This window comes from Pseudoxanthomonas sp. YR558 (genome assembly GCF_900116385.1).
Lineage (GTDB): Bacteria > Pseudomonadota > Gammaproteobacteria > Xanthomonadales > Xanthomonadaceae > Pseudoxanthomonas_A.
In genome coordinates, this window is record NZ_FPCI01000002.1 from 72,614 (window position 1) to 98,691 (window position 26,078).

The window sequence follows — 26,078 nt, forward strand, 5'->3', positions numbered from 1 at the left end:
CTGCATGACGGAAGAAGACCGCACCAAGCTGGAACCTTCCTGGAAGGCGCGCATCGGCGACTGGCTGCAGCGGCCGGAGATGCGCGAACTGTCCGCGTTCCTACGCCAGCGCAAGGCCGCCGGCGCACGCATCTATCCACCGGGCCCGCAGATCTTCGCGGCCTTCGACGCCACGCCGTTCGACGCGGTGAAGGTCGTTATCCTCGGGCAGGACCCCTACCACGGCCCGGGCCAGGCGCATGGGCTGTGCTTCTCCGTGCTGCCGGGCGTGCCGGTACCGCCGTCGCTGGTGAACATCTACAAGGAAATCAACGCCGACCTCGGTATCCCGCCGCCAGGTCACGGCTGCCTGCTGCCGTGGGCACGCCAAGGCGTACTACTGCTCAACGCGGTGCTGACGGTGGAGGAGGGCCGCGCCGGCGCCCACCAGGGCAAAGGCTGGGAAGGCTTCACCGACCATGCCATCGAGACGCTCGCGCGTGAGCGCGAAGGCCTTGTGTTCCTGTTGTGGGGCAGCTACGCGCAGGCCAAGGGCAAGGTGATCGACACGCGGCGTCACCGCGTGCTGCGCGCGCCGCACCCTTCGCCACTGTCGGCGCACCGCGGTTTCTTGGGTTGCGGGCATTTTTCGGCGACCAACCATTACCTGGCGCAGCGGGGGCTGCCGCCTATCGACTGGCGACTGCCGTCGAAGGATGCGTTGGACGTCTGATTCGTCCCGGGTCCGTCGGGCCCGGATTCTGCGTGCGGCGCGATGCCATGCGCACCAATGGGGAGGGGTGCATGAAAGCAATGAAGGTGTTGGTGGTTCTGTCGTTCCTGTTCCTGCAGGGATGTGCGTCGTCGTTGATGAAGCCTGCGGACGGCAGTGCCCTGGTGGCCCCGCCCGGTGAGAACAGTCGCGTGGTGTTCCTGCGCCCGTCCTCGTTCGGTGGCGCGATCCAGGCCTCCCTGTTCGACATCTCCGGCGACGAGACCCGCTTCATCGGAGTCAGTTCTACCGGAACCCAGGTCGTGCACGACGTTGCGCCGGGCCGCCACCGGTTCATGGTGGTGTCCGAGGCAGCGGATTTCATGGAAGCCGACCTGGCCCCGGGCCAGACGTACTACGCGGTGGTGACGCCGCGCATGGGCGCGTGGAAGGCGCGCTTCTCGTTGTGGCCGATCAAGGCGGCCTCGGAGAACGAGTTCAACTGGCGCAATGCGGATGTGGCGAAGTGGATCGCCAACGCCAAGCATGTGCAGAACACGCCGGAAGGCGAGGCGTGGTTCAAGGCGAACCGGGCGTCCATCGTCGAGAAGCAGGCGGACTATCTGGCCGTCTGGAACAAGAAGAGCGCCGCGGACCTCGCGCAGCGCACGCTGTCGGCCGGGGATGCTTCTGTCGCGAAGCCCTGATCCGGAAGGGAGCGTCCGTCACGGGCGCTCCCTTTTCAACCACGCGCGCCGCGCGCTCAGCGCGTACGGCGACGCTTCTGCGGCGGGGATACCGGCGGAGGCGGTGTGACCGGGATGTTCTTGATCTCCGCCTGCAGGGCTTCCAGCATCGGCACCATCTTCTGCTGCACGGCCGACATGATGTTCTGCATCAGCGCGGGGTTCTTGTCGAGCATCCGCTTGCCGGCGGCGCTTTCGTAGAACTTCGTGATCGCGCGCACGTCTTCGCGCGTGTAGGTTTTCTTGTAGACGTCCAGGTACACCGGGCGCATCTCTTCCCACGACAGCGCGGTGCGGACGATCTCCTGCGTCTTGGCCTGGATGCGGGCGACCTCGGCCTTCTGCTCGTCGGTCATCTCCCGGCCGGCGAAGTGCTTGTCGAACTCCTGCTGCTGCACCGCTTCCATCTGCGGCACCACGCCGGCGAGCAGGCTTTCCGCGCGCGAAGCCTTGAGCAGGCGGTCGATGTCCGCGTCGGTGGGCTCGGCGGCGAAGGCCGGTGCGGACGCCGCCAGGGCGAGGGTGAGCAGGAGGCGCAGCAAGGCGCGGGCCGTGATCGACGGAAGCTGGGACATGCGGCGTGGACGGCATGGAACGGGGTCGTAGGGTGCCTGCCCGGGAGTAAATCTGGTGTTAATCGACGGCGATCCGGGCGCCAGCGCGCTGCGAACGGACCCGCATCCTGACTACAATCCGCGCATGGGGAGCACCGCACTCGAGATCACGCCGACGCTGGCGATACCGGACGACGAACTCGTCGAACGGTTCGTGCGCGCCAGTGGTGCGGGCGGGCAGAACGTCAACAAGGTCGCCACGGCGGTGGAGCTACGCTTCGATGTGGCCGGCTCGCCGTCGCTGCCCGACGCACTGCGCGAGCGCCTGTTGGCCAAGCGCGACCGCCGGCTCACCGACGAGGGCGTGCTGGTGATCGACGCGCAGCGCTTCCGCACGCAGGACCGCAACCGCCAGGATGCGCGAGAGCGCCTGGCCGCGCTGATCGCCGCCGCGCTGGTGGTGCCGAAGAAGCGCATCGCCACCAAGCCCTCGCGCGCCGCCAAGGCGCGCCGGCTGGACGCCAAGCGCGAGCGCAGCCAGGTCAAGCGCGGCCGTTCGCAGAAGAACCAATGGGAGTAACCGTTTGAGCCACGACATCGTCCCGCGCATCCCGCCGAACATGCCGCAGGTGCCGCCGAACCGCTTCACCCGCTGGATGGGGCGCACGTTCCTGCGCGTGTTCGGCTGGAAGATCGTCGGCACGCTGCCGGATATCCCGAAGCTGGTGATGATCGTGGCGCCGCACTCGTCCAACTGGGACGGCATCTGGGGCATGGCGGCGAAGATCGCGATGGGCTTCCAGGTGCGCGTGCTGGGCAAGGCGCAACTGTTCTGGTGGCCGCTGTCGCCGCTGCTGCGCAAGTTGGGCGTGGTACCGGTGGACCGCAGCTCGCCGCAGGGCACGGTGGAGCAGGCCGTGCGGATGATCCGACAGTCCGAGAAGATGTGGTTCGCGCTGACACCGGAAGGCACCCGCAAGCGTGTGGACAAGTGGAAGGGCGGCTTTCTGAAGATCGCCCAGCAGGCGCAGGTGCCGATCCTGATGGCGTACTTCCACTACCCGGACAAGGTCGTCGGCATCGGCGACGTGTACTACCCGACCGGCGACATGGATACCGACATGGCGGCGATCCGCGCCTGGTACCAGCCGTGGCAGGGGAAGAACCGCGGGACGGTGTGATCGACCTGCCTAGCGACGCAACGAAGAACCCCGCCTGACGGCGGGGTTTTCGTTTCAGCTTCGTGCCGGCGATCGCTTACAGCGGCGCGCCGCCCAGCTTCCAGGTGACCTGCAGGAAGTAGCTGCGGCCGGTGGAATCGAACCAGGACGTGTCGTAGTACGGATAGTTCGCCCAGGTCGCGTCCTTCGGCGGCATGTCGTCTAGCAGGTTGTTGACGGTCAGCGACACGCGCAGGTGGTCGTTCACGTCGTAGCGCGCACCGGCATTGAAGCGCCAGCTCGCCTTCGTCCACGCGTCGTTGTCGTAGTTCGCGACGCGGCCCAGGTAGTTGCCGAACACGCTGGCGCCCCATGCATCGCGATCCCAGCTGATGCCCAGGTTGCCCTTCTGGCGCGGCAGCGTGGTGGCGCTGAAGCTGACGTCCAGCATGTCTTCTTCCGGATCGCCCGGGTACTGCTGGCGCGTGTGCTTGTCGGTCCAGGTGTAGCTGCCGGTGAAGCGGAAGTCGCCCGCGCTCGCCGTCTGCAGGCGGTAGTTGGCCGTGACGTCGACGCCGGAGGTTTCCTCGTTGGCGATGTTGATCGGCGCGAAGCGGACGCTGGTGATGTAGCCGTCGGCGTCGCGGATCACGCGGGCGAGTGCGTCGACGCAGGTCGGCGAGTTGACGTCCACGGTGGCGCCGCTGTCGGTGACGCCGAGGCGGCAGTTGGCCTCGTCGATGCGCAACTGCTCGCGGCTCTGGGCCTGCACCTGGTTCGACACGCGGATGCGGTAATAGTCCACCGCCAGGTCGAAGTTGGCGAACGGCGACCACACGAAGCCGGCCGAGAACGACTTGCTGGTCTCCACGTCCAGGTCCATGTTGCCGGTGTACACGTCGAACGTGTTGATGTCCCAGGTGCCGTCGTCGTAGCACTCGCCGTCGGTGAAGCCGGGCTCGTCGGTGCGGCACTGGTAGTAGTCGGTCGACAGCGTGCGGTAGTAATCGTCGCCGGCGAACAGGTAGTGCATGTCCGGCGCGCGGAAGCCGGTGCCGTACGAGCTGCGTACCAGCAGCGTGTCGACCGGGCGCCATTCCAGGCCCGCGCTGTAGGTGAACTTGCCCGGGTTCTTGTTGCCGTACTCGTAGCGATCGTAGCGGCCGGCCAGGCTGGCCTGCAGCGAGGACAACAGCGGCAGGCGGAATTCGCCGGCCACGCTCCAGCGGTCGCGATCGCCCTTGCCATCGCCGTAGCGCGGGCCGTAGTAGGCATCGGCGGTCAGGGCGAGCGGATCGGGATTGATCTCGTACGACTGCTGGCCGTACTCGATCGCGGCGGCGAAACCGACGTCGCCGGCCGGCATCGTGAACAGCGCCGGCGTGTCGAGGGTGAAGCTGAGGTTGTCGTTGTCGGCCTTCGGATGGAAGGTGGACATCGCCGCGATGGTCGCGAACTCGGCCGGGGTCAGCGGCGTGAACAGGCGCGCCGGATCCGGGCTGTAGATCGCGTAGCCGTCGGCGTCGTAGCCCTGGCGCTCACCGAGGAACAGTTCGTTGGCGGCCTCGGCGCGGATGCGGGGCATGCCCACGTCGGCCTTGTACTGCGAATGGTTGTAGGCCGCTTCCCAGTTCCAGTTGTCGCCGAATGCGCCCTGCAGACCGGTCGTCACCCCGAACGTCTTCTGGGTGGTCTTGTTCATGCGGTTGCGCAGGCCGCCCATTTCCTCGGGCGTGAACTGGCGCGACCACGTTTCGTAGTGCCCGGTGACGGCGTTGTAGAACACCTTGTCGTTGTTGTCGGTGGAGTTCGGGTCGTGGAACTCCCAGCCCATGACGTCGCTCACCACGTCGTTGCCATTGGTGCCGGTGAGCAGCCTCACGTCCTGGCGGCCCAGCTGGACATCGGCGAACCATGACAGGTTGTCGGAGAAGCGGTACTCGAACGAGCCGTAGGCGTTGAAACCCTTGCGCTCGTTCTGGATGGTCCGGTAGGCGATGGCGCGCTCGCTGCCGCAGTAGGGTTCGCCGAAGCGGTCCTCGGCCAGCACGGTGGTGCCGTCGTTCAGGCCTGCCATCGCGGCGCAGCCATCGGCAGGCGCGATGTTGACGTCGTCGTCCCAGTCGTAGAGCTGCGCGGTGAGGCGCGGCAGGCGGCGACGCGAGGTCGGCGCATCGAGGGTGGAGTCCTGATTGCTGCGCTCGTAGCCCCACAGCGGACGCTTGTCGATCAGTTCCAGGCCGACGATGCCGCTGAACGCATCGCGCTCGAAGCCCGTGGTCAGCGTGAGCTTGTGCGATTCGCCGCCGCCGCGCTCGGTGTCGCCGAAGCGGTAGTCGATGATGGTGCCGTCGGTGGACTTCTTCAGGATGAAGTTGATCACGCCGGCCATCGCGTCCGAGCCGTAGACCGCCGACGCGCTGCCGGTCAGCACTTCGATGCGGTCGATCATGCCCAGCGGGATGTTGCCGATGTCGGTGAAGTTGCTGCGGCCATTGAGCGGCAGCGGGAAGTCGGCGATACGGCGGCCGTTGATCAGCACCAGCGTGTGGTTGGGGCCGAGGCCGCGCAGGTCGACGGCTTGTGCGCCGGGCGTGGACTGCGCGCTGGTGGTGTTCTGCTGGCCCTGTACGCTGCCGCTGTTCTGGCTCAGCGAGCGCAGCACTTCAGCGACGGTGGTCAGGCCGGCCGACTGGATCTGCTCCGCGGTCACGACGGTGATCGGTGCAGGACCTTCGATCTGCGCGCGCGGGATGCGCGAGCCGGTGACCTGCAGGGTCTCCAGCTGGGTTACGGGTTCTTCGGCCTGTGCGGAGCCGCCCCCGGGAGGCGCCTCCTGAGGCGCGGGCCGCGGCGCCGGTGCGCGACGCGGCGTAGCGTCGGCTTGCACGATCAGGACCGCGCCGGAGGCGTCGCGCTTGGCTTCGAAGCCGCTGCCCTTGAGCAGCCGTTCCAGCGCCTGGTCGGTGTTCGCCGCGCCTTGCACGCCGGTGGTGCGGCGGCCCTTCATCTGGTCGGCGCGATACACCAACTGCGTGCCGGACTGCTTGGCCAGCGTGTTCAGCGCCGTCGCCAGTTCGCCCGCAGGCAGGTCGATACGGCCGGGGGCCGCCTGGGCCTGCGCAGCCAGGGCCGCGCTACAGGCCATGCTCAACAGCAGGACTCGCATTGGATACCGCATGGACGACTCTCCCCGGGGGTGCTCGGGATGGCACCTTCTGGACATCAGGACGAACGAACCGGACAAATCCCCCCGTGACCTTCGTCAGTCGGGCGGCGGCCTAGCGCGCGTGCAGCACGATGCGGTCCTCATGCCGCTCGGCGCGCACCGGGAACCCCTGTTCGAGCAGGCGCACGAAGCCGTCGGCATTGGACCAGCGGAAATTGCCGCCCACGCGCAGGTCGGCCACCGCGGCATCCCCCAGCTCCAGCTTGCGCGTATTGAAGCGGTTGAACTCGGCGGCGGCGTCGGCCAGCGAAGTGTCGTCGAAGGTCAGGAAGCCCTCGCGCCACTCGAGGAAGCGTTCGGCATCGGCCACCGGGACCGAGCGCACCAGCACGCCGTTGCGCCCGGCGGTGGCTACGCTGCCGGCGGGTAGCAGGGCGACGGGTTGGGCGCGACCATCGGCGGCCGGGCCGCTGTCCAGACGCACCTTGCCTTCGGTCACCACCACGCGCAGTTCGTCGCTGTTGCGGCGCACGGAGAAGCGCGTGCCGACAGCGACCACACGCCGGCCCTGCGCCTCCACCGCGAAGGGGCGACGCGTGTCGTGTGCCACGTCGAAGAAGGCTTCGCCGCGCGTCAGCGCGATGCTGCGTTCCTGCCGACTGATCTGCACGTCGAGCTGGCTGTCGCTGCTGAGCGTGGCGGTGGAGCCATCCGGCAGGGTCACCGTCTGCACTTGGCCGACGGCGCTCACGTAGTGCGCTTCCTCGCGCCCGGTCAGCTGCCAGCCGCCCCAGGCGGCGGAGCCCACTGCCAGCACGGCCAGCGTGGCGGCGATGCCGTGCCGCCAGCGGCCGGGGCTTGCGATCACGTCGCGGGGCGCGAAGCGGAGATCGCGCAGGTCGGGACGTCCAGGTGCATCGGTCGTCGCACGCGGTGGTGGGCCTCCGGCTGGCAGGCCGGCCGCGAACGCCTGCAGGCGACCGGCCTCGGACCACGCGGATTCGAGCCGCAAGAAGGCGACCTTGTGGCGCGTGGACGCGGCCAGCCACGCCTCCAGCACCTGCTGGTCGTGTGGCGTCCAGTCTCCTGCGTCGCGGCGGACCAGCCAGTCGGCCGCCTGTTGTTCAATCTGTCTGCTGTCGGTCATGTCCGTCGTCCTCGTCCATGACAAGGCGGGCATTCCTTCGCCCGCCAGGCGCATACGCCTCGTCGCCGCCATACAGATGATCGGCGAGCAGGCGCATCCCCTTGGCCAGATGTTTTTCCACAGTCTTCTCGCTGATGCCCAGGCGCGCGGCCACCGCCTTCTGCGGCAATTCCTCCACGCGCCGCAGCCATACCACTTCGCGGCAACGGTCGGGGAGTCGGTCCAGGGCCTCGACCAGGCGCCTGAGCGCCTGGCGGGTCCCGGCCCAGCGCTCGGGCGACACCTCGTCGATCAGGTAGACGTTCGAGGACTCGAAATCACCCACCGGCTCGATCGACACCACCCGGCTGCGGCGCAGGCGGTCGGTCATCAGGTGGCGCGCGGTGGTGAACAGGAAGGCCTTGGGCGAGTCCGGGCGTACGCGTCCGGCGGCTTCGTACACCCGTGCGTAGACCTCCTGGCGCAGGTCGTGCCACTCGTCTCGATGCGGCCAGTGGCGTTGCAGGAACAGCACCAGCGCCCGTTCATGGACGAGCACCTCGCGGATGAACCACGCATCGAATTCGGTGGGCATGCCCGCACTCTAGCCCAAGCGCGCACCGTCCGGCATGGGGGAAGCGCGCCGCCGCTTCGTCTCCACAAGTCACCGGTGCGTGGCATCCTGCCGCCACCTTCGACGTGGAGTGAATGGCATGGTGTCTGTCCTTGGTGCAGTGCGGCGCAGCGCGCTCGGCATGCTGGTGCTCGTGCTGGCGCTGCCGGCGTTCGCGGCCAAGCCCGCCCACTACGTGCTCGGCGATGTTTCAGCCAAGACACCGGGCAAGGTCGAACCGGGCCTGCTGCTGATGGGCGGCGGGGACCGGAACTTCGACGCCATGCGCTGGTTCATGAAGAAGGCAGGCAACGGCCATATCGTCGTGCTGCGCGCGTCGCTGGCGGGCGAGATCGGCGAGGAATTCTTCAACGAGGTCGGCGGCATCGCCTCGGTGGAAACGTACGTCTTCAACGACCGCGAAAGCGCGAGCGATCCCGCCGTGCTGCGCAGCCTGAAGCGCGCCGACGGCATCTTCCTGGCCGGCGGCGACCAGTCGCGCTATGTGCGCTACTGGCGCGGTACGCCGGTGGGCGCGGCGCTCGATGCGCACGTGCGCGCGGGCAAGCCGCTGGGCGGCACCAGTGCCGGCCTGGCCATGCAGGGCGAATACCTTTACGGCGCGATGGATGGCGGCAGCCAGATCAGCCCGCGCGCGCTGGCCGATCCGCTGGGACCGGACAACACGATCGAGACCGGCTTCCTGCAACTGGCGCTGCTGAAGGGCGTGCTGACCGATACGCACTTCAGCGAACGCAATCGCCTGGGGCGCCTGATCGCGTTCGTCGCCAAAGCCGAGTCGATGGCGGGCCGCCCGATCCTCGGCCTGGGCGTGGACGAAGACGCAGCGGTGGCCGTCGAAGGCGATGGCACGGCGCGCGTGTACGCCACCGCGCCGGGTGCCGGTGCGACCGTGGTGAAGGGCGGCTTCGCGCAGAAGCAGGTGGAAGACGAAGCGATGAACCTGGACCGCGTCGATACCGTGATCGCCGGTGTCGATTCCGTGCTGCACCTGCCGAGTGGTCGCGTGGACAAGCCTGCCGCCGAGCGCCGCTATGCCGTGCGCAACGGCGTGCTGGTGGCGGTGGATGCGCCGGTGCTGGTGATCCATGGCGGTGCAGGCGTCGAGCGCGCCGGCATGACGCCGGCCGATGAAGCCGCCGCCCGCACGGCGCTGGAAGCCGCGCTGCGCGCCGGCCACGCGCAGTTGAAGGCGGGCAAGCCCGCGCTGGAGGCCGTGACCGCCGCCATCACCGTGCTCGAGGATGCGCCGCAATTCAACGCGGGCCGCGGCGCGGTGTTCACCCACGACGGCAAGAATGAGCTCGATTCCTCGATCATGGATGGCGCCACCGGCAAGGCCGGCGCGGTCGCCGGCGTGCACCGGGTGAAGAACCCGATCACGCTGGCGCGCGCGGTGATGGACAAATCGCGCCACGTGATGATGGTCGGCGGCGGCGCCGAGGCGTTCGCGAAGGAACAGGGCATCACCCTGGTCGATCCGTCGTACTTCCGTACCGAGAAGCGCTGGCAGCAGCTGCAGAACGCACTGAAGGAAGAGAAGCAGGCGCAGGCGAGCAACACGCCGCTGGAACTGCCGGGCAAGGCCTACTTCGGCACGGTCGGCGCGCTGGCATTGGACGCGAAGGGCTTGCTGGCCGCGGGCACGTCCACCGGCGGCATGACCAACAAACGCTACGGCCGCGTGGGCGATTCGCCGATCATCGGCGCCGGCACGTGGGCCGACGATCGTTGCGCGTTCTCCGGTACGGGCTGGGGCGAGTACTACATCCGCGCCGCCGCCGCGCACGAAGTCTGCGCACGCGTGCGGCTGTCCGGCGAGGGCCTGGTGCGTGCCGCGGACGGCGTGATCAACCGCGACATCCCGAAGGCGGGTGGCGACGGCGGCGCGATCGCGCTGGGCGCCGACGGCACGATCGCCTTCCCATTCAACACCGAGGGCATGTACCGCGGCTGGATCGGCGCCGATGGCGTGCCTCACGTGGCGATCTACAAGGAAGACGCGCTGCCCGCGCGCTGAGCCGGATGGCGCTATGCTTCGTCTGTCCCTGGGGAGAGACGAAGCCATGCGCAAGATGTGGGGAATCGGGCTGCTGCTGGTGGCCTTCAACGCGTCGTCGGCAGAGCCGGCATCCAAGCCGATCCATTTTCGTGCGCATGCGCGCGTCGCGTTGGATGCGCACGGCGTGCCGCAGCAGGTCGATGTGGACCCGAAGCTGCCGGCGGTGATCCGCGATGCGATCGCGCAGCGCGTGGCCCAATGGCGCTTCGAGCCGGCCCGCGTCGGCGACCAGCCGCGGGCGGGCGCTACGACCGTCTTCCTGGATGCGTGCGCCGTGCCTTCAGCGAACGGCGATATGCGGCTGGCGGTGGACTACGGCTGGAACGGTCCGGGTTATGCGGATGGACGCTACTTCCATCCGGCGCCGCGCTACCCCGTCGATGCCGCCAAGCGCGGGGCTGAGGGGGATTTTCGCGTGATCCTGCAGGTGGGTGCCGATGGCCGTGCAACCGTCGAGAACATTGAAGCGCGGAAGGGCCAGCTGAGACTGTTCGACCAGGCCTTGCGCACGTGGGTGGCGGCGTTGCGGTACGTGCCGGAGGAAATCGAAGGCGCGCCCGTCGTCACGCGTGTCGCGATCCCGGTGGATTTCGCGATGGGGGGCGGATCGCTCAGCACGCGCGAGTACATTCGCCAGGAGCGCGAGGCCAAGCAACGTTCCCCCGAGTGCGTGGCCGCGATGGGCAAGGAGACGGAGGATGCGCCCGCGCGTCCCGTGGTGCTCGATTCGCCCTTCAAGCCGGTTACGACGGGCTAGTCGGGTTCACCACGTCCGCGAGGAGAAGGGCGATGAGAAGGGAAATTGCGATCGGCCTGCTGCTGGTCAGCGCGTCGCTGCAGGCAGGCGAGGCCAAGGACCCGGTGCGTTTCCCGGCGACGGCGCGTGTCGTGCTGGATGAGGAGGGCGTGCCCCAGCAGGTGCAGGCCAACGCCAAGTTGCCGGGGATTGTCCGGCAGGCCATCGAGACGCGTGTTGCACAGTGGCGGTTCGAGCCCGCCCGGGTGGAAGGTGCGCCTCGCCCCGGTGTCACCCATGTCAAATTGCAGGCCTGCGCGATCCCGCAACCCGACGGAAGCCTTCGGGTGGGCATGGACTATCAGTCAAACGGCCCCGGGTATGCAGACGATGCGCTGCGCCTGCCTCCCCCCCGCTATCCGCAACCGGCGTTCCAGTTGGGGTCGGAAGGACGCTTCGACGTGCTCATCAGGGTCGAAGCCGATGGGCGCACCACATTGCAGTCACTGAAGGCGCGTCGTGGCCGGCTCAAGGATTTCAAGGAGGGCCTGACCGCATGGGCGGATTCCCTGCGGTTGGTGCCGGAGGAGGTGGATGGTCGTCCCATCGCCACCCAGGTGCGAATTCCGGTGAGTTTTGCATTCGACTACGAGCGCGAGAACGCGATGGCGCGTAAAGCGGCAGAAGCACGATCGCCCGAATGCGCGGCGGCGGCCGGGTCGGGTCAGCAGGAAGATCCCACGACACCGGTCGTGCTGGATTCGCCCTTCAAGCCGCTGTCCACCAGTTGACCGCGCCGCCGGCGCTCCCGGCCAGCCGCGCGTGCACCGCGCCTCAATTGTTATGTGATGAAACTCTCATTACCCCGGTCTGTAAGCTAAGATACGGATCACATTAGTGTCGACGGCAGGCCGGGTCCCGGGTGCCGGGCGGCACTACAGGGGGTGTATCCGACCGATCCGCGGCGTGCTGCCGCATCGCGGCGGGCGCCAGCCAGGAAGGCGTTGTCTTTCCGGAAGGTCGTTGGGGGATCTGTTCGTCGATGTCGCGCAATGTCTTGGGTCTGCGCCTGCGGGGCGCTTCGTGTGTATCTCTTCCCGTCACCTCGATCCGCCGCACGGCCAAGCCGTCGCGGCGCCGGCTGTCGCGCCTGCTTGGACAGGCCGGACTGGTCGTTGCGGGGCTGTTCGCCGCCGGCTCGGCATTCGCCCTGTTGACCGGTACCTGGACCACGAACGGGTCCAGTTCCGCCGCGACGACGGCGAGTGGCATCACCGTGACCTGGACCGGCACCGCCAACCAGAACTACGCCAACGGCACGTTCAACGCCAGCAACAACAGCTGGTGGACCGACCCCTACGGCGGCACCGTCAACAACGGCGCATCGCTGGTGATGCTGCACGACACCGGTACCCGCACCTACACCGCCACCTTCAGCAAGCCGGTCGACAACCCGGTGTTGCATATCGATCGCCTGGGCGGTGCGATCGACAGCGATCCCAACAGCTCGCGCTGGACGTTGACCGGCTCCGCGTCGCAGGGCGGCTCGGTCTCGCTGACCCGCCTCAGCGGCAACACGCAGTTCGTCGTGCAGCCGGCGCAGAACCGGTTCTTCCGCCAGTTGGGTGCGTTCTCTGGCGACGCCGATGCGGAATGCCGCACCGGCAACAACGCATCGGTCGCGCGCGGCACGGCATGCGGTTCGGTGCAGTTCAACGGTACCGGCGTCACCAGCCTGACCTTCAGCATCGACCTGACCGGCCCGACCGGCGGCGACGAGCTGGAGATGCGTTGGAGCTTTGAAGGTTCCAAGGTGATCGTGCGCAAGCAGACCGTCGGTGGCACTGGAACGTTCGCCTTGACCGCCAGCGACGCAGTCGCGCAGACCTTCAACCTGACTACGACGGCGACGAACACGCCGGTAGCCTCGAGTACTTATGCGCTCACCAACCACGCCGCCCCGATCACGCTCACCGAGTCGCAGGTGGCCGGCTACGTGCTGACTGGCGCCACGTGCGTCGACCAGAGCGGTACTGCGGTGTCGTCGACGGTCAATACTGCTGCGCGACAGGTGGTGATTCCGGTCGCGAACTACCGCGCCAACCAGACCCTGACCTGCACGCTGACCAATACGCGGCAGTCGACGCTGGCGCTCGCCAAGCGCTGGGTGAACGCCGCGATCAACGATACCGCTGCCCTGTCCGCGACCGGCGGCACCAACGCCGCCAGCCTGGCGTCCACGGCCAACACGGCCGCCGAAACCGACACGGGCACGGCCGTTGCGGTCGCCGCCGGCAACGTCATCACCCTGAGCGAGACATTGGGTGCGGCGAACGCGCGCATCTACAACGCCAGTGCTTGGAGCTGCACAGGTGGCAACCTCAGTGGCAACACGCTGACGTTGACGACAGCGCACACGGGCCTGGACATCGTCTGCACCATCACCAACACCGCGCGCCTGGTGGATCTGTCGATCAGCAAGACGACGGGCGCGGGATCCGCTGTGTCCGGCGACCTGCGCACGTTCACCGTGCTGGTGACGAACACGGGCCCGGAAGCGGCCGATGGCGCCATCGTCGCCGACACGCCGGGCACCGGACTGACCTGTCCGCCGGCGGGCAATCCGATCACTTGCAGTGCCGGTGGCGGTGCCCAATGCCCGGGTTCCGGCGTGATCGCGGGCCTGGTGGGCAGCGGGGTTGCAATCCCGACTCTGCCGTCCGGCGGCACGGTGACGTTCCTGGTGCCCTGCCGTGTAACGGCGACCGGTCAACCCTGAAGGAAAACCGGGGTTCGCATGCAGCGCACCCCGGACGCGCTTCCTTTCCCGGCAGCGAGTGACTATCGTGCGGCGACCTTCTTCGCCGCATCGACGCAATGAGCCGGACCGCATGGATGTGGGTGGTCGTGGTGCTGACGACCACAGCGATCGCCACCACCTTCCTGTTCACCCCCCGATTCCCGGTACCGGTGCCCGATGCGGGTCCGCCGCTGACGCCATTCGCATGGTCGGCGGAGCGGACGCTGGCGGCGGGCGATGGCATTCGCGGGGCGCGTGATGGTGCGGGTACCCAGGCGCGCTTCGATGATCCGTGGGGCATCGTCGTCATGGAGGACGGCACGCGGTACGTGGCCGACGCGGGCGACAACAACCGCATCCGCCGCATCGCCCCGGACGGTACGGTCGCCACGCTAGCGGGTGGCGTCGAAGGCTTCGCGGACGGCACCGGCATGGCTGCCGCGTTCAATACGCCTTCGGCTCTCGCGCGCGACCTCGACGACAACCTGTATGTCGCCGACACGGGCAACCATGCCATCCGCAGGATCACGCCGCAGGGCGTGGTGACCACCGTCGCCGGCACCGGCGAACCGGGATACCGCGACGGACCGGGCGCGCAAGCCCAGTTCAATGGGCCGGTCGGCATTGCGGTGGACGGGCGAGGACGCATCGTCGTCGCCGACACCTACAACGACCGCATCCGCATCATCGGTCGCGATGGCCAGGTCACGACGCTGGCGGGTGGCGATGCGCCGGGATTCCTCGACGGCACCGGCAGCGATGCGCGCTTCGACACACCGACGGCGGTGGCGGTCGATGCGACCGGCATCGTCTGGGTCGCCGACCTGCGCAACGACGCGATCCGTCGCATCGAACCGCACGGTGGCGTCAGCACGTTGCCGCTGCGGCCCGACACGGACACGACGATGGGTCCGCGTCGCCCGCTTGCCCTCGCGCTCACGCACGAGGGGCATCTTTACGTTGGCGAGCTGTACACCGGGCGCGTGATGCAGGTGATGCGCGACGGCCGCTGGCACGTGCTGGCGGGCCATCTGCCCGGCCAGCGCCTCTCGCGCCCGGCGGGCCTTGCGGTCGACGCCGCCGGACGCGTGCACTTCACCGATGCAGGCAGCCATCGCGTGCACCGCCTGGCGCCATTGACCGCGGGCGCGGCGCCGACCGCTTCGCCAGTAGGCCCCTCGCCCGACGATCCACTGCCCGACACCGCCGGTCGCTGGCCCCTCGCGCCCCAGGATGGCTGGCATGAAGTCGTCGGTACGCTGGGCGAAGTGCGTGGCGACTACGAAGGCGAGAGCCGGCACCACCTGCATGGCGGGCTAGACATCCGCGGCGATGTCGGCGCAACGGTGCTCGCGATCACCGACGGCAAGGTCAGCAGTCCATCCGCGGCATGGGGATTCGACGGCCTGGGCGAAGGTCTGGGCGTGGGCGCGCTGGACTACATCCACATGCGGGTAGGACGTACGCCGCGCGGCGACTTGCTCGATCCCGCACGCTTTCAGTTGTTGCACGACCTCAGCGGTGATCCGAGCCGCATTCGGGTGCGGCGGGGTACCCGCTTCGCAGCGGGCGATCCGCTGGGGACGGTAAACCGGATGGCGCACGTGCACCTGTCGATCGGCCCCTCCGGCTATGAGCGCAACGCCATCGGGCTCGGCTTCACCGGTTTCACCGATGCGTATCCGCCGCGCATCGACGAAGTGGCGCTGTTCGACACGCTGGACCAGCCCATCGACGCGAAACAGGACGGTCGCATCGTCGTGCCGCGCGCGCTGCAGGGCGTGCGGATCGTGGTGGAAGCTTGGGACCAGGTGGACCGCAACCTGCCGCGTCGTCGTCTGGGCTTGTACACGCTGGGCTATCAAGTGCTGCACGACGACGGCACGCCGGTGGCGGGTTACGAAGCGCCGCGCATGAATATCGACTTCCAGCGACTGCCGTCTGACGACGCGGTGCAGGTCGCCTACGCGCCCGGTAGCGGCATCACCGTGCACGGCAGCGCGGTCACCCGATTCCGTTACAGCGTCACCAACACCGTGCGCGACGGGATGTGGGCCGAGGGCACGTGGCAACCCGACACGCTTCCGCCGGGCGACTACCTGTTGCGCGTCTCCGCACGCGACCACAGCGGCAACGAGGCGCAGGGGCGGCGCGACCTGAAGCTGCGGCTGCCGTAGGCGAGCGTCCGTCGGCGATTTCTTGCTGGCACCCTGTCGATCTCCGTTGCCCCCGCTCGTCGTAAGGACAAGAGCGGCCGGATGGTCCGGCCTGGAAGACAGGAGAACCCCATGAAAGTGATGGTCATCGTGAAGGCCAGCCCCGAGTCCGAAGCCGGCGAAATGCCGAGCACCGAGCTGCTGACCGAGATGGGCAAGTTCAATGAGGCGCTGGTCAGGGCCGGCATCATGCTGGCGGGCGAAGGCCTGCACCCCACGTCGCGCGGCGCCCGGGTGCGCTTCGACGGTAAGCAGCGGACCGTGATCGACGGGCCGTTCGGCGAGACGAAGGAACTCATCGCCGGCTTCTGGCTCTGGCAGGTCCGCAATCTCGACGAAGCCATCGAGTGGATCAAGCGCGCACCCTTCGATGGTGGCGCCGAAATCGAACTGCGCCCGGTGTTCGAAGCCGATGATTTCGGCGACGCGCTGACGCCCGAGCTACGCGAACAAGAAGCGCGGTTGGCGGCCGACCTTTCATCCCGCAACCCGCAGTGAGGCGCCGCGCATGAGCACTCAGATCTTCGTCAACCTTCCCGTGCGCGACCTGGACAAGGCCAAGGCCTTCTTCGGCGCGCTGGATTACGCCTCGAATCCCCAGTTCACCGATGAGAACGCAGCTTGCGTGGTCATCAGCGACAGCATCTACGTGATGCTGCTGGTGGAGCCGTTCTTCCAGGGCTTCACCCGCAAGTCGCTGTGCGATGCGCGCACGCACACCGAAGTTCTGCTCTGCCTGTCGATGGGCAGTCGCAACGAGGTGGATGCGATGGTCGCCAAGGCGCTGGCCGCCGGCGGTCGCGAACCGATGGAGGCGAAAGACTACGGCTTCATGTACCAGCGCGGCTTCGAAGACCTAGACGGTCATCTCTGGGAGGTCGTGCACATGGATGAGAGCGGTCCGCCGGCCGAGTAAAGCGCAAGGTCGGACATTGATGTAAATGAATGCAGTGCGCGACTTACTCACATTAGGGCGTCGCGCCTTGCACTGCGTGGCGTCGTGCCGTACAGATAGGACTGTTTCTGGCAGGAGGCCTTGCGATGATCTGGAGATCAGCGAGTACTGAAAGGAGGGGTGGCTCCCTTGTATTCGTAGGATTGATCGCATCGATAGTCCTCGCCGCAGGATGCCAAGGCATGGCGATGACGCAGGAAACGAGAACCGAAGGCTCGATCAGGGCCGATAACACGGTTGCGGACTGGCCGCTGAAATTCGTGCGACACAATTTCGGTGCGCATTGCTTCGACACGATTGGATGTCGGATTACGTACTCCGGCTTCACGCATGGCGCTGACGAAGGTGAAGTAAGTCCGCCGCTGTCGTCGTATCGAGGGGCACGCGAGCAGATTCTCAGTGCGGGACATATCGCCCGCACGAACTTCCCGCCGCCCGTTCGCATCGCCTGGCGATCACGGAATGGTGTGGCGCACGAAACGGAAATCGATATCCGAGCCTTGTTTCCCGGCCAACTAATTGTTCATAACGTTGCACGCGAGGATATTCGGGAAGGCGTATCCATCACCGATCCCGACATCATCCTGGAGGTGGAAGACCGCACGATAAGCGTGTACATGCGGGCCTTCATTCCGACAAAAGTGTTGCAGGTTCCTGGGAATCCCTACAGCGGACATCGTGCCGAACTCGTGCGCGTGTGGAGCGAGATGTACTAGTGGTCGTTCTGGCAGGAGGCCTTGAAATGGTCAAAGTATCGCGATGCAGGAAAGAGGATGATGGTCCGCGTTGGATTGTGGGGCTGATCGCATTGGTTGTATTAACCGCAGGGTGCCAGGGTATGGCGATGACGCAGGAGACGAGGGTGTCGAAGACTGGAGAGAGCGGCGTGGCCACCACGGCGTGGCCACTTAGGTTCGCCCAGCACAACTTCGGGGCGCATTGCTTCGACACGATTGGCTGCCGCGTTACATACGCGGGATTCACTCATGGAGTTGATCGCGACGACGAAGTGAGTCCGCCGATGTCTTCGTACAAAGGCTCTCGTGAACAACTGCTACGAGCGGGACATGTCGGAAAGCGAAACTTTCCGCCGGCTGCCCACCTGAGCTGGCGTTCCAAGGATGGCGTTCCCCATGAGGCGGACGTGGATATCGGCGAGATATTCAAAGATCGAGTCGTTCGGCACAACGTCCCTAGGGAAGATTATCGCGAGGATCTTGGCATCGCGGACCCGGATATCGTGCTGGAAGTCAACGGCCGTACCGTCAACGTCTACATGCGAGCCCTCATTCCTACCAAGACTGAGCATTTGTCAGCCAGTGCGCGTAGGTACTCGCGCGAAGATTTGATTCTTGTTTCAAGCAGTAACTATTAGTGTGGCGCCCCGGAGCCTTCCGTGCGACGTCGGTTCCGATGCTCTGAGTACTATTCGACAGATGCAAGACGCAGGCTGGAGGTCGTGTTGTGGTGAGGAGATCGCCAGGTGCCCGTCAGGCTGTGCGGTGTCGGGCTTTAATGTTCATGATGACGATAACTAGCCTCGGAACTGGATGCCAGGGGATCGCGATGACGCAACAAGATAGTTACGCCCACCCAGGAGCAGGCAGCCTAGCGAGCAGTGAGTCGCTGACGTTCAAGCGGCACAACTTCGGTGCGTTCTGCTACTCGACCTATGGCTGCCACGTGACCTACAACGGGTTCACGCACGTCTCCGAGCCAGGCGATGTGCTTCAGTTGTCTTCAGCGTCGCTGGGCGACAAATATCCGGCAAACTTGGATGCAAGTTATCTCTCGGTGGGTAACTTCCCCGAACCCGCAAGCGTGGTGTGGAGGTCGAAGGATGGCGTGAAGCATTCGACATTCGTTGACATCGCAAGCGTATTCCGAGATCAGCGCGTCTTGCACCACGTGCCGAAAGGTGGCGTGGACGGCGACATCGGAGATCCCGGAATCATCCTGGAAGTGAACGACAGGACGATCAACGTCTACATGAAGGCGTTCGTCCCCACACGGGAACCACAGGTTTCGGGGAACAAGCACAGCTATTTCCGGGACGACCTGACTTTGGCGTGGAGCAAGGCCTACTAGTGGGATTGCCGCGAAAGAGCCCGAGTGCAAGGATGGCCTATCCAGATGGTGTTGGAGCGATGCTGGGCTCGCTCAAGCTATGGCGCCAACAGATATCACCCAACGATTCGTCTATGGAGTAGGTGGGCGCTATTGTCGAGTCGTGCGTTGATGTAAATGAATGCATCACGCGATATCGCTCACACTAATGCGACGCTCCTTGCGGAACTTCCGAGTGTGCTTTACAGATATGTCTGGTTTTGACAGGAGGCCTGGCGATGTTCGGCAGATTGTCGGATGCTGGAAGCGACGGTGGATGCCGATTGCTTGCGAGTCTGGTCGCATCGCTTGTCTTGACATCAGGGTGCCATGGCATGACGACTAAACAGGAAGTGAAATCTCCCGGCGGGGATGTTGCGGGTGCAGAGACCGCGCAATGGCCGCTGAGGTTCGTTCAACATAGCTTCGGGGCACATTGTTTCGACACGATAGGCTGTCGGATCCTCTATTCCGGGTTCACGCATGGCGTCGATAGCATTGACGTCGTGAGCCCGCCACTTTCTTCATATCGCGGCACGCGTGAGCAGATTCTAAGTGCGGGCCATATCGCCCGCAGGAACTTCCCTGAGCCGGCGCGCGTCATCTGGCGGTCCAAGGACGGTACATCGCACGAGGCAGACGTCGATATCGGCGAAATATTCAAAGATCGCCTCGTCTTGCATAACGTGCCTCGTGAAGAAGTGCTTGGCGACGTTGGAGATCCCGCGATCATCCTGGAGGTGAATGACAGGACGATCAATGTGTACATGCGGGCGTTCGTTTCGACGCGGAGCTTGCAGGTTCCTGGAAACAAGTACAGCGGCTTTCGCAATGATCTGGTTCTAGCTTGGACCAAGACCTATTGAGGCAATCGCCCAAAGGAGGGGGGATGGGAGGCGAGCGGCATCAAGACGGTGTGGGAACAACACCGGCCACGTCCGAGGATCTAGAAGGCTACCAGCATGCCGGGAGGGAACTGGATGCGTTCTCCGCACCTGTGCTGCGCGACGCCGGTAGATTGGATGAGCGGCTGTTTGTCGCGGCGTTCGATGGGACTGGCAATAGCATGTTCAGCGATGCCCCAGAGAATCACACCAACGTGGCGCGGATTGCGAGGCAGGTCGAAGAGTTGCGGGATCCTGCGATCAGCTATGGCTACGTTGAAGGGCCGGGTACGCAGGGAGGTTTAGCCGGCTATGTCGACCTTGCAAAAGGTCAGTCGTATGAATCCCGCATGGAGCAGATGTATTTTCAGTTCATACAAAAGGCGGCCGAGTGGCTGAACGAGCATCCGAGTGCCGATATCCGCGTGGTCGCGGTTGGATTCAGCCGCGGAGCGGAGCAGGCCGCGGGATTCACGCGCATTGTGGAGGAACGCGGAATCCAGGATCCCAGAGGTATGAGCATCTTGCGCGACCACAACGGTCACATCGAAAGACTTGAGCCGGTGCGCCCACCCCTGCGCGAACCCGGCACCGTGATCCAGGCTGTCGGCCTGTTCGATCCGGTGGGCACCGGCGAGCCGCGCAATCATGATCGCCGGCTGCCGCCTTCGGTGGTGTCGGGCTTCCAGATCACCGCCGAGGACGAGCGACGCAATCTCTTCCAGTCCACGCGCGTGCTGGACCCTGGCGTGACCGATGGCGGGCGCTTCCTCAACGTCACCGTGGCGGGTGCGCACAGCGACATCGGTGGGAGCTACTCGCTGGACGGCCTGTCGATCCGCAGCGGCAACCTGATGATCGACTACCTCAACGCGCTGAGCGATCCGCCGTTCCTGCAGAAGCGGGAAGAACCCACCGACCCTGCGCGCAACGTCATCCACCATTCCGAAGACCACCAGTTCTTCTACCGCACCTCCGTGTACGACAAGGAAGGCGTCCGTGGGAGACAGGAAGAACTCGCGCCGTCGAACCTGTGCAGGATCGACTGCCTCGATGCCCAACCACGCAATGCCGCGATGGCGGAAGGGTTGCGGTGGCGTCCGGTCGAGATCGGACCGCTGCCGGTAGCGGCGGCGCCTACGAACCCGGTTGAGCAGCTTTTGCAGGCGGCGAAGCAGGGCGATGCCGCCGCGATCGACCGGATCGGGCGCGAACACCTGTACAGCGAGCAGGGACAGGCGTGGCTGCGGGGTGGACAGCAGCGCTTGCAGGAACTGCAGCCGGCCCTGCCTGCGGTGCCGGTGGAACCACAGCGCGACCCCCCCGTGCTCGCGCGCTGAGCCTGTGCTTGTCGCTTCCCGTCGCCCTGCGGTTTAATCCGCCCGGGGACAACGATGCCACGGGAGGCATCCATGGAATGGGGAACAAGGAGTGTGGGCATCCTGCTGGGATGCCTGTTGGCGCCGTGGGCGCACGCGCAGGTCGACCTGGAGCCGTTCCTTAAGCAGGACGTGCTGGAAACCCTGAAGATCTCGCCTACCGGCGAGTACTACGCGCTGACCGTGCCGCTGGAGGATCAGACGATCCTTGCCGTGCAGCGCCGTAGCGACCGCCAGGTCACCGCCAAGATCAGCGCCGGCGCCGACAGCATCATCGACGATGTTTGGTGGGTCAGCGATGAGCGCGTCGTCGTCTCGGTCGCCAAGAAGTACGGTTCACGCGACCAGCCCTATGCCACTGGCGAGCTGTACGCCACCAATGTGGACGGCACCGTGCGCCGGCAGATCTTCGGTCGCTACGGACTGGACGGCAATGAGCTGCAACCGCGCGCGGCCGAGCTGGTCGATCCGATGCCGAACGACCCGCGCAAGGTGCTGATCAGCATGTACGCGCTGGACACATCGATGCCGAACACCCGGTTGATGAGCCTGGACGCCTACAACGGCAGCCTGGATACGCTGGCCACTGCGCCCATCAGGCGCGCGGATTTCACGGTGGATGCGACCGGCGAGGTCCGTTTCGCGCTCGGCGCGGGCGAGGACAATGCCAGCAAGCTCTACCATCGCGCCAACGGCGATACGCCCTGGGCGCTGATCAACGACGAGAACGCGACGCGGCGTGTCGAAGTGCCGCTGGGCTTCGCGCCCGACGGTCGCACGGCCTACCTGCAGGTCGAGCAGCGCGAAGGGCCGGACGCGATCATGGCGCTGGATACGGTGACCGGCGAGCGCACCCAGGTGCTGCGCGATGCGGTGGTCGATCCCTACCGGATCATCCGCGCACCGGGTGGACGCACACCGGTGGGCAGCTTCTTCATGCACGACAAGCTCCGCACCGTGTTCTTCGACGACAAGTCCGAGACGGCGCGCCTCTACCGCAAGCTGGAGCGGTCGTTCCCCGGCCACTCGATCTCGATCACGTCCGGCACGCGCGATGGCAAGCTGAAGATCGTCCACATCTGGAACGACACCAGCCCGGGTGATTTCTATCTCTTCAATACCGAGACGAACGCCGCCGACCTGATCTTCAGTCGTCGCAACTGGCTGGATCCGGCGACGCTGGCGCCCAGCGAATCGGTGTCGTTGAAAGCGCGCGACGGCTTGCCGCTGCACGGCTACCTGACGCGTCCGCGCGGCAGCCAGGGTCCGCTGCCGCTGGTGGTGATGCCGCACGGCGGACCGATCGGCATCTTCGATCGCTGGGAGGTCGACGACGAAGCGCAGATGCTCGCGCGCGCGGGCTACGCCGTGTTGCGGTTGAATTTCCGTGGCTCGGGTAACTACGGGCGTGCGCATATGCAGGCCGCCGCGCGCGAGTGGGGCGGTGCGATGCAGGACGACCTCACCGACGCCACGCGCTGGGCGATCGAGCAGAAGATCGCCGACCCGCAGCGGATCTGCCTCTACGGCGCGAGCTATGGCGGCTATGCGGCCCTGATGGGCGTGGCCAAGGAACCGGCGATGTACCGCTGCGCGGCCGGCTATGTCGGCGTGTACGACCTGGAACTGATGCACCGGCAGAAATCGCGCAATGCCAAATGGGTCGGCAACTATATGAACGATTGGGTGGGCGCCGATCGCACGGCGCTGGCCGACATTTCGCCTACATCGTTGGCGGCGAAGATCCGTGTGCCGGTGTTCCTCGCAGCGGGAGGCAAGGACGAGATCGCCCCGCAGGCGCATACGGAGCGCATGGAAAAGGCGCTGAAGGCGGCGGGCGTGCCGGTGGAGACCCTGTATGTGCGTACCGAGGGCCACGGCTTCTATGCCGAAGCCAATCGGCGTACTTATTACACGCAGTTGTTGGGCTTCCTGTCGCGCCACCTCGGCGGCGCGAAAGCGAAGTAGGGCGGACTCAGGCGCCGACGCGCCTGCGTACCGCGTCGAAATCGCGCACCGGCCGCACTTCGATGCTGCCGGTGCCGATCCACGGGAATTCCTGCGCGATCTTCACGGCTTCTTCGAGACTGTCGGCCTCGATCAGGTTGTAGCCGCCCAGGATTTCCTTGGTCTCGGCGAAGGGGCCATCGACGACGCTGGTCTTGCCATCGCGCACACGGACCGTGCGGGCGGTGCTGCCGTGTTCCAGCTGCTGGGATTCGATCAGCGTACCGCCGGCTTTCAGTTCGTCGGCGTGGGTGATGCAGCCGTGCATCATCCGGTCGAACGCGCCCTCGGGCAGCGCTTCGATCAGGGAATCGTCCGTGTAGACCATCAGCAGGAACTTCATGCGCCCTCCCGGCGTGTCATGCAGGCCGGGATTGTGCCACGGGTCCGTGGCGGTCGATGTTCCCGCGGCGTGACGCGCCGCGCCTGCGGTTACTCGGCGGCCGGCGAGCGGAACCAGGCTTCCACGGTGCCCTTGACCTTCATTGTCATCGGATTGCCGCGACGGTCCTTCGACTTGCCCACCGGCACGCGCACCCAGCCTTCGCTGATGCAGTACTCCTCCACGTTGTCGCGCTCCACGCCGTTGAAGCGGATGCCCACGCCGCGGTCCATCGCCTCGGCGTTGTGGAACGGGCTGCGCGGATCGGAGGACAGTCGGTCGGGAGGCGTGTCGGACATGGCGGTGCGTCGTGCGTGCTTCGGGAGCGCAAGAATACCCGAAGCGGCGCCTCACCACGCCACGCGCGGGCGGCTGCAGGTGAACGTTGCCGTCAGGCTAAGGCGCCCGGTACGCGGATCCGCGAGCAGGCGCGCGGGGTCACCGATGGCCCGCGCGTGGAAGCTGGCGCCGTCGTGGAAGACCAGGCGATTCCATCTCGCCGGGATAGTCAGTGACTCGGTGAAACATGCGTCGCTGCCCCGCGGGTAGCCGGCGGTCACGCCGTGGCGGCGAGAAAATTCGTCCGGCGCCAGCGCCTCGGCGTCGTGCTCGAGTTGTTCGATGTGCTGCGGCGAAACGCGCGGCAGGAAGAACTGCATGCCCCCCAGCGCCACGTCGTGGAACAGGAACAGCTCCGCGAGCACGATGCGCTGCTCCGGTTCGAACGCGCGCACGCGGCGCGGATGCCAGTGGACGGGCGTCAGCGATTGCGGCGGTGACGTGACCAACGAAAGACGGCTGGCGCCGAACAGCACGCGGCGCACGCCGAGCGTATGCCGCGCATGCTCGCGGAAGACCTCGCCCAGCAACTGGGTGAACTCCTCAGGCATGCGCAACTGCTGGCCGGGGAACTGGTTCGCCGGTGCCTGCTGGAAATCTTCGCGATAGGCATGGGCGAAGGCGGGCAGGCGCTCGGGGCCCACCAGCGCATCGTCGATCACGACGCACGCATGCCCGTCGCCGACGGCGATCGCCTGTACCTGCGGACGCGGATTGAACATGCGCCGGCTCCCGGCATGCCGGCGTGCGCCGGCCGCATCACCTTAGACCCTACCGGGGCGATCCACCAAGAGAACGCCGGGGCGGCCCACCACGGCCGGCCCGGCGTGTGCTGCCGTCGAGGAATTACGGCATCAGCACCTTGTCGACCACGTGGATGACGCCGTTGCTGGCCCTCAGATCGGCCGTCGTGACCTTGGCGGTGTTGCCCTTGGCATCGGTAAGGGTGACGCCACCGTCGGCCAGCCGGGCTTTCAGTTCACCGCCCTGCACGGTCTTCAACGTCGCAGTGCCACCGCCGGCTTCGATCTGCGAAGTCAGCGCGGCGGCATCCACGTTGCCGGCGACCACGTGATAGGTCAGCACGGCAGTGAGGTCAGCCTTGCTCTCGGGCTTCAGCAGCGTATCGACGGTACCGGCCGGTAGCGCGCTGAAGGCGGCGTTGGTCGGAGCGAAGACGGTAAACGGTCCTGCGCCCTTGAGCGTTTCGGCCAGGCCTGCGGCCTGCACGGCGCTGACCAGGGTCGTGTGATCGGGTGAGCCCACGGCGGTATCGACGATGTCCTTCGCCATCGCAGGTTCGGCCGCGGCAGGCATGGGATCCGCGGCTTCGGGAACGGGCTCAGGCGCCGCGGTCGCTTCAGCATCGGCGGTCTTGGGGGAACAAGCGGCCGCGGCGAAGATCGACAGCAGCGCGATGGATAGGCAAGTGCGGTTCATTGGGCTCTCCTGAGGGTGGGGTGTTGCGTTGCAGTTACGGATGCGCTTACGCCGCACGTAGTCTGCTCGGATGCATCACATGGCCTTAATATTCAGCCAATCTCGACATGCATCACCGATGGAGCCGCCATGCACACGCCCGACCATGAATTCGATCCGGACGACAACTTCCGCCACGCCTTCGACGATGAAGACGACATGGACCTGGACGACACCGAGGCGCTGGTATGGAACCTGCTCGTCCTGATCAATCCCGGCGATGAGGAGACCGCGCTGCGCCAGTTCGCGGCGTACCGCGACGCCACCGGCGAGGAGCCCGCGGAACCGGACCAGGTGCTGTGGACGCTGAAGGATGCGATCGACTGGACGTCGGGGTTCTACGTGGACTGGAAGGACGCGGAATCCTTCGTCGATTGCGTCAACCAGCTGGCCGCGCGCTATGCCATCGAGATCGACTGGGGCGGCGATACCAGCGACGAGGATTTCATGGACGAGGTCGAGGTGCCGGTGCTGATGGCGACCGCCTACGACCGGCTCCGCGAGCACGGCTACACGCTGTGGAACTGGAACACCGGCGGCGACGCCTACGCCGGCTGGATGGCGTTGCGCCGCGACGACGAAGGCATGCAACAGCTCGCCGCGGTGATGGGCGTGGAGATCCGCCCCGGCAGCGACGCGTTCTAGGCGAACGC

The 26,078-nt window shown here is 66.2% G+C and carries 26 protein-coding genes and 1 pseudogene; 19 read left to right on the plus strand and 8 right to left on the minus strand.

What is annotated here, in order from left to right; translation table 11 throughout:
• Positions 1-4: 4 nt before the first annotated feature.
• Positions 5-712, plus strand: coding sequence for a uracil-DNA glycosylase (ung, locus tag BM365_RS11895; RefSeq protein ID WP_093489790.1), 708 nt, complete (start codon positions 5-7; stop codon positions 710-712).
• 71 nt (positions 713-783) lie between these two features.
• Positions 784-1,398 carry a hypothetical protein gene (locus BM365_RS11900; RefSeq protein ID WP_093489791.1) on the plus strand — a complete coding sequence of 205 codons (615 nt, stop codon included), beginning with the start codon at positions 784-786 and terminating at the stop codon, positions 1,396-1,398.
• A gap of 56 nt (positions 1,399-1,454) precedes the next feature.
• Here BM365_RS11900 and BM365_RS11905 read toward each other — a convergent pair whose 3' ends face one another.
• A complete protein-coding gene (locus BM365_RS11905; RefSeq protein WP_093489792.1) occupies positions 1,455-2,012 on the minus strand; it encodes a DUF2059 domain-containing protein in 558 nt (185 codons plus the stop codon).
• A 124-nt stretch (positions 2,013-2,136) separates the two neighbouring features.
• Here BM365_RS11905 and arfB point away from each other — a divergent pair, with 124 nt between their 5' ends.
• Together arfB and BM365_RS11915 are read left to right on the plus strand one after the other, a co-directional pair.
• The gene (arfB, locus tag BM365_RS11910; protein ID WP_093489793.1) at positions 2,137-2,571 is read left to right on the plus strand and encodes an alternative ribosome rescue aminoacyl-tRNA hydrolase ArfB; all 435 of its coding nucleotides are present in this window, start codon (positions 2,137-2,139) and stop codon (positions 2,569-2,571) included.
• A gap of 40 nt (positions 2,572-2,611) precedes the next feature.
• Positions 2,612-3,172, plus strand: a complete 561-nt coding sequence (locus BM365_RS11915; protein WP_093490753.1) for a lysophospholipid acyltransferase family protein — start codon at positions 2,612-2,614, stop codon at positions 3,170-3,172.
• 76 nt (positions 3,173-3,248) lie between these two features.
• Here the strand turns inward: BM365_RS11915 and BM365_RS11920 are convergent, their stop codons facing one another.
• The 3 genes from BM365_RS11920 to BM365_RS11930 form a co-directional block, all read right to left on the minus strand.
• Complete coding sequence (locus BM365_RS11920) at positions 3,249-6,320, minus strand: TonB-dependent receptor (RefSeq protein WP_233210798.1); 3,072 nt, start codon at positions 6,318-6,320, stop codon at positions 3,249-3,251.
• Positions 6,321-6,432: 112 nt separating this feature from the next.
• Positions 6,433-7,467: a FecR family protein gene (locus tag BM365_RS11925; protein WP_093489795.1), complete on the minus strand. Its 1,035-nt coding sequence runs from the start codon at positions 7,465-7,467 to the stop codon at positions 6,433-6,435.
• Positions 7,445-8,041 carry an RNA polymerase sigma factor gene (locus BM365_RS11930; RefSeq protein WP_093489796.1) on the minus strand — a complete coding sequence of 199 codons (597 nt, stop codon included), beginning with the start codon at positions 8,039-8,041 and terminating at the stop codon, positions 7,445-7,447. Before BM365_RS11930 ends, BM365_RS11925 begins: the two co-directional genes overlap by 23 nt.
• A 313-nt stretch (positions 8,042-8,354) precedes the next feature.
• On the opposite strand from BM365_RS11930, the pseudogene BM365_RS18185 reads away from it, so the two are divergent.
• From BM365_RS18185 to BM365_RS11995, 14 genes and pseudogenes are all read left to right on the plus strand, one after another.
• Positions 8,355-8,921 (plus strand): annotated as a pseudogene (locus tag BM365_RS18185) (cyanophycinase); the annotation flags it as partial.
• Positions 8,922-9,119: 198 nt separating this feature from the next.
• Complete coding sequence (locus BM365_RS18190) at positions 9,120-10,100, plus strand: isoaspartyl peptidase/L-asparaginase family protein (RefSeq protein ID WP_233210869.1); 981 nt, start codon at positions 9,120-9,122, stop codon at positions 10,098-10,100.
• A 46-nt stretch (positions 10,101-10,146) separates the two neighbouring features.
• Positions 10,147-10,899, plus strand: coding sequence for a TonB family protein (locus BM365_RS11940; RefSeq protein WP_158253473.1), 753 nt, complete (start codon positions 10,147-10,149; stop codon positions 10,897-10,899).
• Between the two features lie 32 nt (positions 10,900-10,931).
• Positions 10,932-11,669, plus strand: coding sequence for an energy transducer TonB (locus BM365_RS11945; RefSeq protein WP_093489798.1), 738 nt, complete (start codon positions 10,932-10,934; stop codon positions 11,667-11,669).
• Between the two features lie 251 nt (positions 11,670-11,920).
• Positions 11,921-13,657 (plus strand): prealbumin-like fold domain-containing protein, encoded by a 1,737-nt coding sequence (locus BM365_RS11950; protein ID WP_093489799.1) that lies wholly within the window; start codon positions 11,921-11,923, stop codon positions 13,655-13,657.
• 98 nt (positions 13,658-13,755) lie between these two features.
• The gene (locus tag BM365_RS11955) at positions 13,756-15,855 is read left to right on the plus strand and encodes a gluconolaconase (RefSeq protein ID WP_093489800.1); all 2,100 of its coding nucleotides are present in this window, start codon (positions 13,756-13,758) and stop codon (positions 15,853-15,855) included.
• 111 nt (positions 15,856-15,966) lie between these two features.
• Positions 15,967-16,392: a YciI family protein gene (locus BM365_RS11960; protein WP_093489801.1), complete on the plus strand. Its 426-nt coding sequence runs from the start codon at positions 15,967-15,969 to the stop codon at positions 16,390-16,392.
• Between the two features lie 10 nt (positions 16,393-16,402).
• On the plus strand, positions 16,403-16,810 hold the full coding sequence (locus tag BM365_RS11965; RefSeq protein ID WP_093489802.1) for a VOC family protein: 408 nt from the start codon (positions 16,403-16,405) through the stop codon (positions 16,808-16,810).
• A 221-nt stretch (positions 16,811-17,031) separates the two neighbouring features.
• On the plus strand, positions 17,032-17,565 hold the full coding sequence (locus BM365_RS17860) for a hypothetical protein (protein WP_139227420.1): 534 nt from the start codon (positions 17,032-17,034) through the stop codon (positions 17,563-17,565).
• A 26-nt stretch (positions 17,566-17,591) separates the two neighbouring features.
• Positions 17,592-18,224 carry a hypothetical protein gene (locus BM365_RS17865; RefSeq protein ID WP_139227421.1) on the plus strand — a complete coding sequence of 211 codons (633 nt, stop codon included), beginning with the start codon at positions 17,592-17,594 and terminating at the stop codon, positions 18,222-18,224.
• 191 nt (positions 18,225-18,415) lie between these two features.
• Positions 18,416-18,937, plus strand: a complete 522-nt coding sequence (locus BM365_RS11980) for a hypothetical protein (protein WP_139227422.1) — start codon at positions 18,416-18,418, stop codon at positions 18,935-18,937.
• A gap of 353 nt (positions 18,938-19,290) precedes the next feature.
• Positions 19,291-19,821: a hypothetical protein gene (locus BM365_RS11985; protein WP_093489806.1), complete on the plus strand. Its 531-nt coding sequence runs from the start codon at positions 19,291-19,293 to the stop codon at positions 19,819-19,821.
• A 23-nt stretch (positions 19,822-19,844) separates the two neighbouring features.
• On the plus strand, positions 19,845-21,179 hold the full coding sequence (locus tag BM365_RS11990) for a phospholipase effector Tle1 domain-containing protein (protein ID WP_093489807.1): 1,335 nt from the start codon (positions 19,845-19,847) through the stop codon (positions 21,177-21,179).
• Between the two features lie 72 nt (positions 21,180-21,251).
• Positions 21,252-23,186, plus strand: coding sequence for an alpha/beta hydrolase family protein (locus BM365_RS11995; RefSeq protein ID WP_093489808.1), 1,935 nt, complete (start codon positions 21,252-21,254; stop codon positions 23,184-23,186).
• A gap of 7 nt (positions 23,187-23,193) precedes the next feature.
• Here BM365_RS11995 and BM365_RS12000 read toward each other — a convergent pair whose 3' ends face one another.
• The 4 genes from BM365_RS12000 to BM365_RS12015 form a co-directional block, all read right to left on the minus strand.
• Positions 23,194-23,568: a YciI family protein gene (locus BM365_RS12000; RefSeq protein WP_093489809.1), complete on the minus strand. Its 375-nt coding sequence runs from the start codon at positions 23,566-23,568 to the stop codon at positions 23,194-23,196.
• 89 nt (positions 23,569-23,657) lie between these two features.
• Positions 23,658-23,906, minus strand: a complete 249-nt coding sequence (locus tag BM365_RS12005; protein WP_093489810.1) for a DUF3297 family protein — start codon at positions 23,904-23,906, stop codon at positions 23,658-23,660.
• A 51-nt stretch (positions 23,907-23,957) separates the two neighbouring features.
• A complete protein-coding gene (locus BM365_RS12010) occupies positions 23,958-24,668 on the minus strand; it encodes a DUF6445 family protein (RefSeq protein ID WP_093489811.1) in 711 nt (236 codons plus the stop codon).
• 124 nt (positions 24,669-24,792) lie between these two features.
• Complete coding sequence (locus BM365_RS12015) at positions 24,793-25,263, minus strand: fasciclin domain-containing protein (protein WP_233210870.1); 471 nt, start codon at positions 25,261-25,263, stop codon at positions 24,793-24,795.
• Positions 25,264-25,515: 252 nt separating this feature from the next.
• Here BM365_RS12015 and BM365_RS12020 point away from each other — a divergent pair, with 252 nt between their 5' ends.
• A complete protein-coding gene (locus BM365_RS12020; protein WP_093489813.1) occupies positions 25,516-26,070 on the plus strand; it encodes a DUF6630 family protein in 555 nt (184 codons plus the stop codon).
• The last annotated feature ends 8 nt before the right edge of the window (positions 26,071-26,078 follow it).

Bases quoted from the DNA above. Each gene is read 5' to 3' on its own strand.
- BM365_RS17860 (WP_139227420.1), top strand. From the start codon at position 17,032: ATGGCGATGACGCAGGAAACGAGAACCGAAGGCTCGATCAGGGCCGAT.
- BM365_RS11950 (WP_093489799.1), top strand. From the start codon at position 11,921: ATGTCGCGCAATGTCTTGGGTCTGCGCCTGCGGGGCGCTTCGTGTGTA.
- BM365_RS12010 (WP_093489811.1), bottom strand. From the start codon at position 24,668: ATGTTCAATCCGCGTCCGCAGGTACAGGCGATCGCCGTCGGCGACGGG.
- BM365_RS11965 (WP_093489802.1), top strand. From the start codon at position 16,403: ATGAGCACTCAGATCTTCGTCAACCTTCCCGTGCGCGACCTGGACAAG.
- BM365_RS17865 (WP_139227421.1), top strand. From the start codon at position 17,592: ATGGTCAAAGTATCGCGATGCAGGAAAGAGGATGATGGTCCGCGTTGG.
- BM365_RS12000 (WP_093489809.1), bottom strand. From the start codon at position 23,568: ATGAAGTTCCTGCTGATGGTCTACACGGACGATTCCCTGATCGAAGCG.
- BM365_RS12015 (WP_233210870.1), bottom strand. From the start codon at position 25,263: ATGCCTGCCGCGGCCGAACCTGCGATGGCGAAGGACATCGTCGATACC.
- ung (WP_093489790.1), top strand. From the start codon at position 5: ATGACGGAAGAAGACCGCACCAAGCTGGAACCTTCCTGGAAGGCGCGC.
- BM365_RS11905 (WP_093489792.1), bottom strand. From the start codon at position 2,012: ATGTCCCAGCTTCCGTCGATCACGGCCCGCGCCTTGCTGCGCCTCCTG.
- BM365_RS12020 (WP_093489813.1), top strand. From the start codon at position 25,516: ATGCACACGCCCGACCATGAATTCGATCCGGACGACAACTTCCGCCAC.
- BM365_RS11960 (WP_093489801.1), top strand. From the start codon at position 15,967: ATGAAAGTGATGGTCATCGTGAAGGCCAGCCCCGAGTCCGAAGCCGGC.
- BM365_RS11920 (WP_233210798.1), bottom strand. From the start codon at position 6,320: ATGCGAGTCCTGCTGTTGAGCATGGCCTGTAGCGCGGCCCTGGCTGCG.
- BM365_RS11955 (WP_093489800.1), top strand. From the start codon at position 13,756: ATGAGCCGGACCGCATGGATGTGGGTGGTCGTGGTGCTGACGACCACA.
- BM365_RS11995 (WP_093489808.1), top strand. From the start codon at position 21,252: ATGGAATGGGGAACAAGGAGTGTGGGCATCCTGCTGGGATGCCTGTTG.
- BM365_RS11915 (WP_093490753.1), top strand. From the start codon at position 2,612: ATGCCGCAGGTGCCGCCGAACCGCTTCACCCGCTGGATGGGGCGCACG.
- BM365_RS11940 (WP_158253473.1), top strand. From the start codon at position 10,147: ATGCGCAAGATGTGGGGAATCGGGCTGCTGCTGGTGGCCTTCAACGCG.
- BM365_RS11945 (WP_093489798.1), top strand. From the start codon at position 10,932: ATGAGAAGGGAAATTGCGATCGGCCTGCTGCTGGTCAGCGCGTCGCTG.
- BM365_RS11925 (WP_093489795.1), bottom strand. From the start codon at position 7,467: ATGACCGACAGCAGACAGATTGAACAACAGGCGGCCGACTGGCTGGTC.
- BM365_RS11990 (WP_093489807.1), top strand. From the start codon at position 19,845: ATGGGAGGCGAGCGGCATCAAGACGGTGTGGGAACAACACCGGCCACG.
- arfB (WP_093489793.1), top strand. From the start codon at position 2,137: ATGGGGAGCACCGCACTCGAGATCACGCCGACGCTGGCGATACCGGAC.
- BM365_RS11985 (WP_093489806.1), top strand. From the start codon at position 19,291: ATGACGACTAAACAGGAAGTGAAATCTCCCGGCGGGGATGTTGCGGGT.
- BM365_RS11930 (WP_093489796.1), bottom strand. From the start codon at position 8,041: ATGCCCACCGAATTCGATGCGTGGTTCATCCGCGAGGTGCTCGTCCAT.
- BM365_RS11980 (WP_139227422.1), top strand. From the start codon at position 18,416: ATGACGCAACAAGATAGTTACGCCCACCCAGGAGCAGGCAGCCTAGCG.
- BM365_RS12005 (WP_093489810.1), bottom strand. From the start codon at position 23,906: ATGTCCGACACGCCTCCCGACCGACTGTCCTCCGATCCGCGCAGCCCG.
- BM365_RS11900 (WP_093489791.1), top strand. From the start codon at position 784: ATGAAAGCAATGAAGGTGTTGGTGGTTCTGTCGTTCCTGTTCCTGCAG.